Raw genomic sequence first — 16,088 nt, forward strand, 5'->3', positions numbered from 1 at the left:
CGAGAAACTACAGACCCGCTTGTTCTTTCAATGTTTCTGCCTTGTCTACACTCTCCCAAGGTACATCCAGATCTGTACGGCCAAAGTGACCGTAGGCAGCCGTTTGCTTGTAGATTGGACGACGCAGATCCAGCATGCGAATAATACCTGCTGGACGAAGATCAAAGTTGTTGCGGATCAGTTCAACCAGTTTCTCATCGCTTACTTTACCCGTACCGTATGTATCCACGTTAATCGAAACCGGCGTAGCTACACCAATGGCATATGCAAGCTGAATTTCTACCTTGTCTGCCAATCCCGCAGCCACAAGGTTTTTTGCTACATAACGAGCAGCATAAGCAGCGGAGCGGTCCACTTTGGTCGGATCCTTGCCGGAGAATGCTCCCCCGCCATGACGAGCATAACCACCGTATGTATCAACGATGATTTTACGACCTGTCAGACCTGCATCTCCTTGAGGTCCACCAATAACAAAGCGTCCCGTCGGATTAATGTAATATTTGGTTTGCTCATCCAGCAATTCAGCAGGAACAACCGGCAAAATAACCTTTTCCTTGATGTCTGCTTGAATTTGCTCCAACGTCGTATCCTCTGCATGCTGTGTAGAAACCACAATGGCATCAATACGAACAGGTTTGCCATTCTCATACTCAACCGTTACTTGCGTTTTACCGTCTGGGCGAAGGTAATTGAGTGTTCCATCCTTACGCACTTCAGACAAACGTCGTGCAATACGGTGAGACATAGCAATAGGCAAAGGCATCAGCTCAGGGGTTTCATTCGTAGCAAAACCAAACATTAAACCTTGGTCCCCTGCGCCAATGTTTTCTGTTTCTTTATCCACTTCAGCAGGATCACGGCTCTCCAAGGCGGCATTAACACCTTGAGCAATGTCCGGAGATTGTTCATTTAAAGAAGTCAATACAGCACAAGTATTGTAGTCAAAGCCATACTTTGCACGTGTATAGCCAATTTCCTTGATCGTGTTTCGTACAATGGATGGAATATCCACGTATTCCGATTTGGAGCTGATTTCACCAATGACGAGAACGAGCCCAGTAGCTACCGATACTTCACACGCTACCCGTGCATTAGGGTCATTAGCCAAAAAGGCGTCCAATACAGCATCGGATATCTGATCGCAGATTTTATCTGGATGCCCTTCTGTTACAGACTCGGACGTGAACAAATGACGGCCCTTTACAGACATGAACTTCAACCTCCCATAATTTAAATACATGAGGATTTATATAGAAATCCTGACATGATGATGGTATTATTCAGGGCACCTTCAAGCCAGCATATGACAGGAAGATATCTTTTCACCTGATTAACAAAAAATGAACCTTTTCCGGTAGGAAAAGGTTGCGTACAAGCCTCAAATGTCATGATATCCTATTTAAAACAAGGTGTCAATTCATATCGCTTAATTACAAGCTTCGAAGTCGGAATAAGTTTGCATGTGAATCATTTTTGACTCACATGCAAACAGCTTCACTTCACAAGTTACTACGTTTATGGAATTTGTAGAGATTATTGTAATTTATAAGGCACCAAATTCAGATAAGCTACGCTCAGCAGATTGTACCAATCGCTTCGTAATTTCACCGCCCACAAAACCGTTTTGTCTTGAAGTCAAATCTCGCCAGGCCACATTCCCGGTTCCCGTAAACTCCCCCAATTCCGCAGCGAATTCACTGTCAGCGTTGGGATGTATATGTGCATATTGAGGGTTATAGACAGGAAGTCCAAACTCAGCAGCGATCTCATACTTCAAATCATGTAACCTGGCACGGCTTTCGGGAATTAATTGTCTTTGACCTCTTGACGCCATCGTACACACCCTCCATTACATCGTATTGTCTTTCATGAGGTTAGTGTGCAGCGATTAGAGTTCAATTAGCCAAGAACAATTTGCTATCCCAAGCAGTATTTACGAACAAGAGCAGTTTACTGTACTGTATAACCGCCTCGCACCATAACGACCAGGCCAAACTTCTGACCTTCTTTTACCTGAATACCTCTTCCCTCTCTAGGAAAAGATAATAAATGATTTTTTTCAACAGCCTGATTATGAACAATTTCCGTTCCAGAAGTAATATCAATAGCACCGCTGGCATCCATACTATACACAACAGCATACCCATTACGTAAAATAAATTCCGCTCCAGCTTTGGCAATCAGCTTTTGGCCAGGCTTTACATCAACAACCTTCAATTCCTCGGTCTGTTGCACCGTTGTAGAAGCTTTGCCTGTACTAGAAGCTCCCGAAGTTGTTGTATTAGAAGTAGCATTTTGGGTGGGAGCTACAGAAGTAGTCGTTTTACTATTAGTGCTACTTGCCGATTCTCCACCTTTGATTGCCTGAGCAATTTTCTGGTCAACATAGCTTTTGGTTACGACTGGATCATCAGCTGTACCTGGTTGTCCAGAGCTGGAGGCCCCATTGACTGAGTTGTTCATTAAGGAGCCTGCAACAATTCCTCCTCCAAGTAAAACTGCAGCCAACGATACTTTGTAGCGTGATTTCATGCTGATCCTCCTACAGCAGGTTCATGCCTCTGTAAAAATAATTATATATTAGTATTGTTGTTAGCTTGCTTTAAGAAGAAGCGCCTTGCATAACCCACGGTTTATTATAAGCCATCTTCAATGTATCAATGCTCGTAACTATATCTTCAGCTTGCTGTTCAGCAGTGGTTACTTTCAGATTAGCCTCATAAACCTGAAGCTCAGTAGCCAAACCTACATCAAATTGCTTTTTAGTCATATCTGCTGCGCTTCTAGCACTCACCAAACCAGCTTGAATTTGAGAATACTGACTTTCCAATCCTTTGATGTTGTTGTAGAGCGTTCTTACAGCTTCTTCAAGCTGTCTCTTTGTACCCTCTGTAGCATACTGAGCTTTCTCAACATCAAGTTGTTGAGCTTCGTATGTCGTTCCTTGAGTATTAAAACTGTAGAGCTTCAAGCTCAATTCAGCTAAATCCACTTTTTGCTCACTTAACCAAATAGCCGTGCTGCTGGTAAGTACTTGGCTTACCTTAGTTTCCACATTATCTTTGAATTCAGAATAAACAGGTTTATCCTTCAATTCGTAACGCTGTTCTGGCTTGTAACCAATCAGTTGATTCAAAGATACATAGGCGCTATCCAAGTCTTTTTTAGCCTTGTCTAAAGCAGCTTGATTTTGAGTGAGTTGATTGGTTGCTTGAGTCACCTCATAATCACTCGACATTTGATTATCTCTTTTAATTTGTGCAACTTTCAGCTTGCGCTCAGCATCCTCAATATTCAAAGCAGCCAGTTTAACGGCATTTTGCTTCTGAAGAAGTTTGTTATAAAGATCCTTTACATTGTATTCAATACTTTCTTTGGTCATATCCAGGTTCTTTTTGGCAGCCTCATAATTAAGGTTGGTTTGAGCATAACCTTTGAAAGCTTTATCTTGTGCTTCATCACCTGCTTCGGCAGGAACAAAGTCAATATTTTTACCTGTTTCCTTCATAATCTTTCCAGCTTGATCGATATTCAGTTCTCCTGTTTTAACCGAGGTACTATCAGCTATAGCCAGTTTAACTGCAGCATCATAGGTCAAAGAATCGTTATAGTATGTGTCATAAGTAACTTTAGTCACGGGAGCTGTGAAAGGTTTACTGGACAAACTATCTCCAGTAGTGCTTCCATTAGCTTGATTTGAAATAGTTACTGTTCGTGTAGTCTGATTCCAATCTACTTTGGCGCCTAATGATTGGCTGACAAAACGCAAAGGAACGAATACTTGACCCTTTTGAATTTGAGTTGCAGCATCCAGTTGTACAGGCGCATTATTCTTATAAGCAAGTTTTGAACCAACATTTAAAGCTAACGTGTCATCATTTTTGGATGCAGTTACTTTTTTAGCTTTGCTATCCCACTCCACTTGTGCTCCCAAGCTTTCAAAGACGCCGCGAAGAGGCACTAAGGTTGTATTTTGACTAACTACTGGAGACTGTGTATATTGCTGAGTTACACCGTTAATAATAACCTTTATATCACCTGATTGAGCACCTGCAAGACTGGCAAACGTAGAAGTAAAAGCCAATGTGGACAGTAGTGCCACTCCAAAACGTTTCATAATTTCTCTCCTTTGTCAATAAGGCTAATAAAAGAAAAGGGCTCCAAAAGGAACCCTCTTCTCATCTAATTCAGTTAACTCAAAAGAGCTACTCTTAAATTACTTGTTGTTTTCAACAGTAACTGTTTTTGCAGTTGCATCGTAGTTGATGGATGCATCCAACGCTCTACCTACCCAAGAGATTGGCAGTACAGTACGGTTTTTGTTAGTTACAGCTTTAACGTCCATACGAATCACAGAACCGTTAACAGTCAACAGGTTTGTGTTCAGTTTGATTTGAGCAACAGTGCTACCTTTGATCAGGGTAACTGTGGAAGTTGCTTTGTCAAACAGGATGTTTTGTGGGGATACACCCAGAGCTTCAGCAGCATAACGTACTGGCAAGTAAGTGCGTCCGTTTTCAGCATAAGGAGCTACTTCTGCTGTTTTAGTTTGACCATCTACAGTGTAAGAAGTGCTTCCCAGTGTGAAGACAGCTTTAGTGCTAGTAGCACCTGGAGCTGGAGTTCCAACAGTTGCGATTGCTACTTCAGCAGCTGCAGTGTTGTTGTCTTTCCAGTTTTGAGTGTTGTCAGTTGCGCCTTTGTATGCAGTGTAAGAAACTGCGCTACCTTTCAGCTTAGCAACGACGTCGCCTTGAGCTACAGTACGGTCAACAGTCAGCTTAGGAGCCGAGATTGTGATTGTACTTGGAGTAGCACTTTCGCTGTCGATGTAGAAGCTCAGACGGCCTTTGTTGCTTTCGCCGTAAGTATCAGTAGATACGCTCTTCACTTTAACGTCACCAGCTGTAACTTTTACTTCTGGAGTAGAAGCAAAACGTACGCCTGTTGGCAATTCCAAGATTACTTCACGGCTACCGTCTTTCTTAACGAAAGCTTCTTTAGCAGCTTCAGTGATTGTGATATCGCCAACTTGTTGGTCGCCCAGACCGATTGTCAGGGTTGGTTTGGAAGCAGCAGCCAAAGTAACTGCTTGTTTCACAGTTGCAACCTTAACAGTACCGCTCAGACCTTGGCTACCACCAACTTCAACGTTCAGATCGCCAGAGAAACCTGGTTGTGTAGCAACTTCAACGTTTTTCAGTTTCAGGGTACCAGCGTCAGTTGTGCTGTTAACGTTTTTGAAAGTCAGTTTCAAAGTACGTTTGTCAGAGTCAGTGTAAGAAACATCTGCTCCACCCAATCCGTTAGTGTTCTCCATAGAACCTACGAAGTTACTTCCTGGGCTGTTGCTTTCGAAAGTAGACTGCCAACGAGCACCTTCAGGCAGACGCAAAGTTACAGTACGTCCATTAACAAAAGATTTAGCAACAGTTTCTTTAATTACGATGTCGCCAAGTTTTTGTTCGTCATGACCTGCAAGGATAGTTGTTGGAGTAGCAACAGTAACGCCACCACCGATTTGACCATAGCTACCAACTACGAGGGAGCTAACGTCAGTTGTTGCGCTACCGGAAATGTTAGCTGTAACATCGCCTTCTTTAGCACTAGTTTCATCATCAACATAGAATTCTACAGGCAATTGGAAAGATGTTTGTTTAGTGCTTGGGTTCTTCAAGGACAAAGTCAAAGTGTCGCCGTCAATTTTAGTGATTACATCACCAGAAGCGATATCACCATAAAGAACGGTTGCATTACCAGCAGTGTTCCATTTGAAACCACTTGGCAATTTGAATTTAATGTTGTTGTTGTTAGCCAAAGAACCAGCAGTTTCTTCTTTAACTTTCAAAGTTGCAGTGAAGTTTTCTTCGCTGGAAACAGTATCAGCTACAGACAAAGATACTTGACCGGAAGAAACTACGTTTGCAATTGTTACTTCGCCGCTAGTCAAACCGCTTGCGGAAGCTGCATCAATAGCAACTTTCACAGGTCCGTTGCTAGGTCCAGTAACGTTAACTTTACCGAAGTTCAGGTAAAGATCAGCACTATCTTTGGAGTTGCTGAAATTCAAAGTTATTTTTGCAGAGTTGTTAGTCAACTTAGTAACTTCTACTGCATTAGCGTCATTATATCCAGTAGATGGAATGTTTTCTGCATCATCGTTATCTTGTGCATCCAGGTATACACCCAAACCATAAGTAGAGTCAGTAGCAGTGGTTACGCGACCAACACCATTATTAGCACCAGAGAATTCAAAGCCTTTTGGCAATGTTACTGTGAAAGATGCGCCAGCAGCGATAGAAGCTTGGCTAATGCTAACTTTTGCTCTACCCAATGTAGCATTGGATTGTGCACTGGAGCTAATGCTAGGAGTGCTCAGAGATTGGTAGCTAGAAGCTGCATGGATTGCAGTTGGTGCAGTCAATGCTGCGATTGGAGCTGCTACACCAGCAACCAATGTTGCTGTTGCCAGCACGTTGATCATTTTTTTATTAAACTTTGTCATAACCTTTTTTTCTCCTCCTTGAATATAAACAGAAATATTATTTTTGTCTTTTTGTCGGATCTTGTCACTCATCAGTCGTTACACCTCCTTTCCGAGCTTTATGAGAACCCTTATAAAATGATATCTGTGACAATATCACAGAAGCTTGGAATCTAGTTGAAAGAAAGCGTCCATTTACGACGTACTCCAGTATTATACAATGTGATAACAATGCAGTAAAGATTTTTTTTAGCGAATTTTGTCTTTACACGCTTTTGTACCCCTTTGTTTCATACTCACCCAATTAGACGTAGCATAGGTTTAAAAAGTTGCGTCAGTTTCAAAAAAAATTTTATTTTTTTTTGATTATGTATTCCGCTTTCCACAGTCATAATTATACTATTAAACCTGTTCCTCCGTCATCCTACAACTTTTACCTTATCAGCCTTAAATGTACAAGGGTTATCCCCATGCGTTAAAAACAGCTTTATTAGAGTATATTCATCGAGAAATATCCATAGAATATATAAAGAACATAAAAACTATAGATTCCCTTGAAATCAAATACTCTAAAACACTTTAAGCAGTAGGTAATGACGGAGTAACAGTATTTATTTTGAATATTACAAAAACAATTACTTCACTATGTTAACCTTCGCACCATCTGTAAGCAGACTTATACCTTTAACGGCAATAGTCTGTCCTTCAGTAAGCCCTTTGGTTACTTCAACCTGTTTGGCGCTTTCCTCGCCTGTTTGCACCTCTACCCGCTTAGCCGTGGATCCCTCAACTACATACGCATACTTTTTCCCCGCCTGCTCCGTAATTGCATCCTGCGTTACGAGAATATTGTGTGCAGCTTCTGATTTCATGTAAACAGTCACTACCATGCCAGATTTGAACTCGCCAGAAGGATTGGGGACTGATATTTCGACAGGATATGCCTTAAGATCATTATCCATAACCGGATTGATCGCCGTCACTTTAGCCTCAATTCGCTTGCCCAACGAGTCTATCCCTACAGTTACAGTGGAGCCTACGTTCAGCTTAAGCAGATCCTCTTCAGATACATTTACCTTGGCAAGGATCGGATTGGTGTTTGCAATTGTAGCTACAGCTGACTGAGGGCTGACCATTTGCCCTGTTGTACCTGCGACTACCGAAATAGTGCCTGACATTGGGGCTCTGACGACAGCGTCGACAAGCTGACTACGTGCCGTATCCAAAGCAGCCTTGGCCTGATTTACCGAAGCACGTGCTACATCAATACCTGTTTTTTGCTGTGCCAGGCGCAAAGATTTTTGAGCGTTACTGTATGTTGTTTGAGCACTTTCCTTGGACGTTTGCGCATTATGAAGTGCAAGCTGAGCGTTTTCCAGCGCTGTTTGAGCTTTTCTATGCGCTATTTGAGACTGCTCTAGTTCAGATTGCGAAACAGCACCTGCACTAAACAACTGCTGATTTCGAGTTAGTGTACTTTGGGCATCACGCACAGAATTCTGAGCATCTACCAGAGCATTCTGAGCCTGTGTAATAGCATTGTCTTGCTGAACAAGTGCACTTTTAGCTTGGTCTACACTCGTTTCACCCTGCTGCACCGATTGTGATGCTCCAGACTCAGCCTGCTTCAAATTAGCCAGTGCAACCTGATAGGATTCTTGAGACTGCGTGATGGAATCCCGAATGTCTTTCTGATCAATCGTAAACAAAACATCGCCTTTGTTAACCTTTTGCCCTACCGTCAAATTAATGTTCTGTATTTTTCCGCTAATTTTCGGGGAAACCTGAGCCGTATCTTTAGGCGCGAAGCTGCCTACAATCCCTGTTGAATCCGCCAGACTGCCCTTAGCTACTTTCGCTACCTGGATCGGAATTGCTTTTTGGGCAGCAGGTGAAGCAGCGGGGGCCTCTCCCCCACCGCAGCCTGCCAATGCAACTGATAAAAGCAATGTCGTGGCAATCAGAGCACTTTTTTTATTCATTATATCTCTTCACCTCATTATTAAATGTGAACACTCTTTTGTTGCAGCTTTGCTTCTTCTTTGAGTTGTCTCTTTGCTTGTCTTTTCAATTTACGATTTTTACGCTTTTCAATCATATTATCCAAAATAACATAGACAACCGGAATAAGAATCAATGTAATCAAAGCAGCAAAGGACAACCCGAACACAACGACAACTGCCATAGGTGCTTGTGTTTCATTACCATCTCCTGTAGCGAATGCCATTGGAAGCAAAGCAAGTACGGTAGCAAGTGTAGTCATCAAAATTGGACGTAGCCGCTCAGATGCTCCATGAATAATGGCTTCATCCCGATCTTGGCCTTCTTTACGGAGCTGAATGATGAAATCAATCATAACAATGGCGTTATTCACGACCAAGCCGACGAGCATAATATAACCGGTTAGGGCCGATACGCTAAGACTAGATCCTGTGACAACCAAACCAATAAGCACACCTATTAATGTAGGTGGAACCGAAAACATAATAACAAACGGTGTAAGCAAGGATTCAAACTGACCCGCCATAACCATATAAATCAGTACTACAGAAAGCAATATAGCTATTCCCAGATTTATAAAGGACTCCATCATTTGCTCATTTTGACCGCCACCCGTATCTGCACTGTAGCCTTCTGGGAAGTGAGTACTCTTCAATAGAGCATCTATTTTTTGATTAATGGTAAGAATGTCCCCTGTTCCATCAATATCAGCAGTAATCTGCACTTGACGCGTTTGGTCTTCACGAGTAACAGTATCGGGTACAGTCCGTTTATCCATACTTACTACTGAAGACAAAGGTACATCGATGCCTTGTGAAGTGGTAATCCGTAAAGATTGTAAATATGACAAATCATGGCGGTTTTGCTCTGGCAGCGATATCTTCACATCAATCTGATCTTCACCTGTACGATAGCTTGTGGCGACTGATCCATTAAAAGAAGTATTCACTGCAGATAAGATTTGGGTCGCTGATAAGCCATATCGACTAGCAAGCTCCCGATTAACCGTAATCTCATATTCTTCGCGAACCGCACTCAAGCTACTTTTAACATTAACGGTACCCGGTATGTTTTTCACGTCCGCAACGAGATTGTCCGAGAGTTCTCTCAGGACGTCAATATCGTCACCTTTTAGATTAATGTTAACAGCCGATCCACTTGAAAAACCTGTTGTAGACGTCAGTGTAATCTCTGCATCCGGAATACTATCAAATTTCTTACGAAGGCCCTCAACAACAACATCTGTTGGTTGATGGCCATCCTTCAGCGTAACACTTAGATCTGCCGAGTTGGTTGGAGTTGCACCTGAAAAGGCAGAATTGCCACCAGAACCAACTGTCACGGTCATTTTATCCAGATCAGGAACTTTCAAAATTTCTTTTTCTATACCTTGAACAACCTTTTCAGTTTCTTCCAAGACCGTTCCATTAGGAAGTTTTACGTTAATTGTGAATTCCCCAGTATCGGATTCCGGGATAAATTCAGCCTTAACCATAGGAATCAGAGTCCCAGCTGCAACAAACATTAATAATGTAATGATCAAAACCGATTTTCTGTGGTTAATTCCCCACTTCAATATACGTCGATAGCCACCCTTAAACTTCTCGAAACCAATATTAAACCACATAATCGGGTTAATACCTTTATAAGTACCTGAAGAGTATATTGATTCATCTGGTACGGTAGGTAACCAACGTGAGCTGAGCATTGGAACAATCAGAAGAGAAACCACCAAAGCTGCAACGTGAGAAAAAATAACAGTTAATGCCAGCGGTTTAAATAGAACTCCCGCAATTCCGTCAACAAAAACAACTGGTAAAAATACTACGATCTGCGCAAGTGCAGACGCCATAACGGCATTACCCACCTGCTTGGAGCCATCAATAGCCCCTTGTAGCATGCTCTTCCCTTCATGTCGCTGCCTAAAAATATTCTCAATAATAACAACGGCAAAGTCGACAAAGGATCCCAATCCCAGTAGCAAACCACTCAATGAAATGACGTTGATGGTTTGTCCGCTAAAATACATCATCATAAACGTTGCTACGAAAGAAATTGGAATAACGATAGAAGCAATAATTGTGGAACGTACACTATTCAAAAATAACAGCAACACAATGGCTGCGATAACAAGTCCCAATACAGCATGCTCTACTAATGAGTTTACGGAGTCGCTAATGGGTTTGGAAGCATCTGTTACCATCTCCAATTGAGTTCCCGGAGGTAATTCCTTCCGTATTGAATCTAAACTATCCTTCACAGAATTGGCGATTGAAAGGGTATTTCCCCCTGTAGCTTTAGTAACAGAAATATTGATACTTGGCTTTCCATTATAGGTAGAAATGGTTGTAACTTCATCCACAGAATCTTTAACTGTCGCAATGTCCTTTAGCTTAACGCTTCCCTTCCCTACTGGAATTGGCGTTTCACCCATTTCTGAAACAGCTTTATATTCACCTTGAACCCGAAGTTGGATTTCTGTATTACCTCGGTACACCGAACCAGCAGAACCAGCTATGTTATTGGACGATAGTGCTTGGTTGATTTGATCCAGCGTAATGCCATAGCTTTGAAGCTTGGCCTGATCTACAGTAATCTTCACAAGCCGTTCTTGCCCACCTGACATGCTGACTGACGCTACTCCCGCAATTCTTTCAAGCCGCGGCTGTATAATATCTTCAGCAATAGGCTTCAGCTTGTTAACATCCTGATCCCCTGTAAAAGCGAGGGTAATAACTGGCGTTGCGTTAATATCCAATTTAAGTACGCGCGGTGAATTTGCCGCCTTTGGAAGAGACCCTCGAACCCCATCAATTTTATCTCGCATGTCGAGGGTTGCCTGATTTATATCTACTCCCCAATTAAATTGAACTATGACCATGGATGATCCTTCTGAAGACTGCGACTGGATCGTGTCCACATTCTCAATAGAAGCCAGACCCTTTTCAATAGGTTTGGTCACCAGTTCCTCAACTTCTGTCGGTGTCGAGTTCGGAATACTGGTCGCTACCACAGCAATAGGCAGCTTCATATCCGGCATCTGCTCGACAGGAAGCCTTAACGCAAAAATACCGCCCCCGATTAACAAAGCAATAATTAACATAAATACTGTTACAGGACGGCGTATTGAAAACTGAGACATCTCATCACTCCCCACTCATTTCTCTATGTAATATTGAAACACACTAATCCTCTACTACGAATAAATAGGCGTAAAGTTTCAGATAAATGTGCAAAAAAATATATAAGCAAATAATAAACACATTTTGAGATAAATACTTAAAAAAAAGTAGTTAATTTTAATGCATTCATGGTAATACAAGAACAATAGTACTGTAAACTTTACCACTAGTTATTTGCTCATTGCTATTATGGCATAGGCCCTTAATCCCAGTCAAATAGCTGATTTATAAAAAACATCCCTCCCATGTATATGAAAGGGAATTCCAATTTCGCATGGAGGGATGTTTCAATAAATCAGGCTTATTAAGGATTAAATTTTAGGAAGCAGCTTTTTATCAGCCATAACTTTACCAATAATAATAGCCGCATCGCCACGCAAGGTCAGTGATGTAGGGTTAAACATATACCCTTGCTTCAGATCACTTGCATCAACAGGCGAACCAGTGATGAAGCCCTTCTTGGCAATAGCCAGTACAGATGCTTGTGCATAATAATCAATCTTGTCTGCATCTTTAAAGGTTTTGGACAGATTCTTCATGATCTTGTCATGATCTGTTTCCAGCTTCAAATTCAATGCCTTAGCAATCATGACCGCTGCATCCTGACGCGTGATTACATCTTCCGGCATGAAGATTCTCGGTTGTGAGCCTTTTACAATGCCGGCACGTGCAGCCGTTTCAATGTAACGATAATCATAGAGGGCATCTGCTGATATCGTATTTGGAATGGATACATCGTCAAAATGCTTCGCTCCACTGAAATTAAGAGGAATTTGCAGACCTTTGACAATCATGGCCGTGAATTCGCCTCTCTTGATGTAGCTGTCAGGTCCAAAGCTATTAATTGGATCCATCGGATTCATGACACCTTTAGCCAAAATAGCCTCAATGTAATCTCTGGCGTACTTGTGCTTAATGACATCACTATACGTTTCTCCAACCTTAGCGACTACATAATAGCCGAAACGATCGAACGGTACTTTAATGGTATGTTTCTTCGGATCTACGACACCACCGATGTTCTGCCAATCTTTAAGATCGGAATCAAAATAGAACACCGTCATTTGTTTCCCTGCATCCTGAGCGATACTATCATCATACGTCAGCGTTAATGTACCACGCTTGGAAGGCACCAATTCGTTAGCCGGATCACGCCAGTAGAAATTTTTGATCTTACTGTCGTCATTTTGCGATTTATTAGCCAGTTGATAAGGATCGGCACCAAAAGTTACCGGATCGTACGCATCTGTTTTAATATCATCTGCTACACCTGGGTCAATCCAGAATACCGGACTCGACATGTTAAAGCGAGTTGGGAATTCTCTGTTAAAGTATCTGCTTCCATCTGCAATCAAGCTCTGCATATCCGATAATGCTTTTTCAGTTTCAAATTCATGACGGTCTACTACACCATCTTCACTATTTGCTATTGCAAAGTACAAAGTATGGCCAGAGAACACCTGATTTTTGAACTGTTGAGGTTGATCGTAATCCCGACGGATCAGACTGGTTCCTTTTGCAAAGGAAAGTGCCAGATTGCCATCAAACACTTTGTGTGATGTTTTCATGGCTTCCATGTACTGCTCGCCAGGAATATTCGTAGGCACATATTTCACAGTGATAGTCTGCTTCAGTTTTTCCTTACCTACTGTAACTACCACGTCAATCTTAGTATCTTTGTTGGCTTTTAGACCTGTAAAGATGGCTTTATAAGCTGAAGGGTAATCAACGGTGCCGTCATAATCAGAGTCGAATCCCTCTTGAACTGCTGTTTCCTTACCCACTGTAACACTATCTGCATTAGGTGCATTCACAATTACTTGTACAAAGTTTTGATTCACGATTCTCTTTTCAGGGAGCGGACGCAAAATATCAAACGCTGTGGATTGACCGGATACTTGCAGTCGGAAAGTAGCAAATGGTCCGCTCTTGCCACTGTTGTACAAGGTAATGTTATAGGCTACTGGTGTTCCATCTTGGGGAACGGTCTGGTTTTTCAGTACAAAGCTGAAATACTTTTTGTCCGGATGATAGTACACAAGCAGATCCTTTAAATCTTTGCTTGTAAATTTATCTGTAGTAGCGCCGGAGTTGTACGTTGTTTTGGCATCTTCTGCTGAGAAAAACTCATTATTCAGCGTCCAGTTCATCTCAGTGCCGTCCGAGCCCTTAATCTCCAGAATATATTGATCTTTATTGGCAATATCACTTAATGAACCATTTACCTGATCTGCTTTACCCAAATCGGCAATACTGAAAGTACCAAATACATTGATATTTTTCAGAGATGTTTTGTAGTTCGTGTCATCTACCTTAGTAAAATTAGCATCTTTTGCTTTTGGTGCAATCTCGCTATATTTTGGCGTACTGCTTAAACCGCTAACTGGTGTAAAAGGAATAATCCCTTGTGTGTTTGGCACCGGAATTACCGGAATATTCGTCTGTGTAAAGTTTACTTTTACCGTATTGCTATACTCAATACCTGGTTTGTACACAAACTTGATTTCATTATTCCCGTTCGCCAGTGCATTGGCTGCGGCTGTTTCTGAGGAAGCAGCAAGCTTAAAGTCCACTCCTGAGCCATCCAGATCAACCAGCACATTGTTGACATACAAGAATACGTTTCGGTTAGCACCAGTGTAATGAATATCTGCTGTATTGCTTACATCAAGCAATTTACCTTTAAAGTAACCCAATTGCGTCAGTTTATAGGTGTTCAAGTTTGAACTGGATGTATTCAACGGAATTTGTTGCCCATCATAAATCGTATCGTACTTCATGAACGGACCCTGCAGCAGATTCACCGTTGCCTTAATTAACTTGGTCGAGTCACCATTCAGATAAAAATTCAGTACATTTTGTCCTTCTTTAGGCAAAGTGTCTACATAAGCAACGATTTTCTTCACTTGTGTTGCCTTGCCATTGATTGTTCGAATCACATCTTGAGGTGTCCCTACAGTATGAACCGATACTCCAGAAAGTTCACTGATTGAAGAAGGTGCACCGTTAACAACGATGAACTCCATACCTACAGGAACAGATGGAGCATCTGTGGTCTTGTTCTTCATAGAGCTTCCAGTTAATTTCATGGCTTCATCTATGGCAGTGGCCTGATCAGACCCGCTTCCATTAATTCTGTTCAACAACTGATTATTAAAATCAGGAAGATAGTTTACATCATCAATATACGGCTGAGTGCTGCTGCGCAATGTAAATTGAACAGCCGATGGAGCTGGAGGTGTACTGCTATCAGTATAGGTTATACCCAGGGATGCTCTGGTCAAATGATCAATTACAGCCTCTGATGGTACAGTCACCGTGAATGGATACACCTTATAGCCATTAGATGTAACCACATTAGCCGTATCAATCGTGGCATCAATCCCAGTAGCGCTACCTACAGCACTGCCATTATTACTTACATCTGTGAAGCGTGCATTGATCGTAGCTACTGCCGGATCGGTTGCACCACCTGGAACTAAAACCTTACCATTCAAAACAATCCCACTAGTAGATGAAACCGTAAAGTCAGGTGAAGTGGTCAGGTCAGCAGACACATTCCCATCCTTGCTCAAGTTTAAATCGGAGAATTCAGGTTTGCCTGTATAGATTGTAATTTCACGCGTCACCGTAAGAGCCTGAGTTCCGTTGCCCACTTTAATAGTCACTATATTTTTACCAGGACTGAGTACAACACTACCTGTTAATCTATAGCTATTAAAAGAACTAATGGTATACGTATTACTGCTTTTGGCAGACGTGAGCGTTACACTGTCGGCGTTAGGCGCTGTACCTTGAATGACCACCTTAACGTCATCCGAGCCGCTATTTTTAGCGTCCGTCAACACAGCCGTTTGGTTCTCTACCAGCTGCTCGGTTGCACCATTCAGCGTGGCAGACAGATCATAAACCTTGGGTCCATCCTGGTACTCTACGTAAATAGAATCCTTCATGTCAGCCGAGTTTTGGCTGCTTTGGAATGTAATTCGGTTCAAACCAGGAAACAGTTTAATGTCTGTAACTTTAAGCGTAGAACCACTAACCGTAATTCCGCCTTTTTGACTCTCATTTTTATTCACCACGTTAAGAGTCGTTCCATTTTTAGAGAGTTGGAATACACTATACGATATCGTGCTTCCGTTCACTCCGTTAATCGTTCCGTTAACTGTAATGCGGTCGGTGTTTACCGATCTGGCCGAATCCACATCATATTTTTCATTTGGAAAAATAAAATAAGTTCCTGTCGCAGCATGAGCCGTACCTACCAGGGCCGCCGGCACCAAGCCAATGATGAGACCAACCGTCAGCAACATGGATAGCAATCGTTTCAAATCATTGTCCTCCTTTGATTCTGTCGCACCTTGGGGTACGTAATCATTCAATACTTTTTTTATCGGTAGTGAACATACAAAAAATTAGTA

8 protein-coding genes are annotated in these 16,088 nt (G+C 42.0%); all 8 read right to left on the reverse strand.

Annotation, left to right across the window (positions count from 1 at the left end):
• Window positions 1–7 precede the first annotated feature (7 nt).
• Window positions 8–1,210, reverse strand: coding sequence for a methionine adenosyltransferase (gene metK, locus WG8_RS23245; protein WP_007432719.1), 1,203 nt, complete (start codon window positions 1,208–1,210; stop codon window positions 8–10).
• A 333-nt stretch (window positions 1,211–1,543) separates the two neighbouring features.
• Window positions 1,544–1,834 (reverse strand): alpha/beta-type small acid-soluble spore protein, encoded by a 291-nt coding sequence (locus WG8_RS23250; RefSeq protein WP_007432720.1) that lies wholly within the window; start codon window positions 1,832–1,834, stop codon window positions 1,544–1,546.
• 116 nt (window positions 1,835–1,950) lie between these two features.
• A complete protein-coding gene (locus tag WG8_RS23255) occupies window positions 1,951–2,532 on the reverse strand; it encodes a hypothetical protein (RefSeq protein ID WP_007432721.1) in 582 nt (193 codons plus the stop codon).
• 70 nt (window positions 2,533–2,602) lie between these two features.
• Window positions 2,603–4,117, reverse strand: coding sequence for a stalk domain-containing protein (locus tag WG8_RS23260; RefSeq protein WP_007432722.1), 1,515 nt, complete (start codon window positions 4,115–4,117; stop codon window positions 2,603–2,605).
• 99 nt (window positions 4,118–4,216) lie between these two features.
• On the reverse strand, window positions 4,217–6,577 hold the full coding sequence (locus WG8_RS23265) for a copper amine oxidase N-terminal domain-containing protein (RefSeq protein WP_007432723.1): 2,361 nt from the start codon (window positions 6,575–6,577) through the stop codon (window positions 4,217–4,219).
• A gap of 542 nt (window positions 6,578–7,119) precedes the next feature.
• Window positions 7,120–8,466 carry an efflux RND transporter periplasmic adaptor subunit gene (locus WG8_RS23270; RefSeq protein ID WP_007432724.1) on the reverse strand — a complete coding sequence of 449 codons (1,347 nt, stop codon included), beginning with the start codon at window positions 8,464–8,466 and terminating at the stop codon, window positions 7,120–7,122.
• Window positions 8,467–8,486: 20 nt separating this feature from the next.
• Window positions 8,487–11,627 (reverse strand): efflux RND transporter permease subunit, encoded by a 3,141-nt coding sequence (locus WG8_RS23275; protein WP_007432725.1) that lies wholly within the window; start codon window positions 11,625–11,627, stop codon window positions 8,487–8,489.
• Window positions 11,628–11,978: 351 nt separating this feature from the next.
• Entirely contained in the window at window positions 11,979–15,998 is a 4,020-nt protein-coding gene (locus tag WG8_RS23280; protein ID WP_007432726.1) for an S-layer homology domain-containing protein, read from the reverse strand.
• Window positions 15,999–16,088 lie beyond the last annotated feature (90 nt).

This window comes from Paenibacillus sp. Aloe-11, assembly GCF_000245715.1.
Classification (GTDB): Bacteria; Bacillota; Bacilli; order Paenibacillales; family Paenibacillaceae; genus Paenibacillus; species Paenibacillus kribbensis.

What these genes read in the sequence shown, in the direction of transcription:
- metK (WP_007432719.1), bottom strand. Translation starts at nt 1,210, where the DNA reads ATGTCTGTAAAGGGCCGTCATTTGTTCACGTCCGAGTCTGTAACAGAA.
- WG8_RS23250 (WP_007432720.1), bottom strand. Translation starts at nt 1,834, where the DNA reads ATGGCGTCAAGAGGTCAAAGACAATTAATTCCCGAAAGCCGTGCCAGG.
- WG8_RS23255 (WP_007432721.1), bottom strand. Translation starts at nt 2,532, where the DNA reads ATGAAATCACGCTACAAAGTATCGTTGGCTGCAGTTTTACTTGGAGGA.
- WG8_RS23260 (WP_007432722.1), bottom strand. Translation starts at nt 4,117, where the DNA reads ATGAAACGTTTTGGAGTGGCACTACTGTCCACATTGGCTTTTACTTCT.
- WG8_RS23265 (WP_007432723.1), bottom strand. Translation starts at nt 6,577, where the DNA reads ATGAGTGACAAGATCCGACAAAAAGACAAAAATAATATTTCTGTTTAT.
- WG8_RS23270 (WP_007432724.1), bottom strand. Translation starts at nt 8,466, where the DNA reads ATGAATAAAAAAAGTGCTCTGATTGCCACGACATTGCTTTTATCAGTT.
- WG8_RS23275 (WP_007432725.1), bottom strand. Translation starts at nt 11,627, where the DNA reads ATGTCTCAGTTTTCAATACGCCGTCCTGTAACAGTATTTATGTTAATT.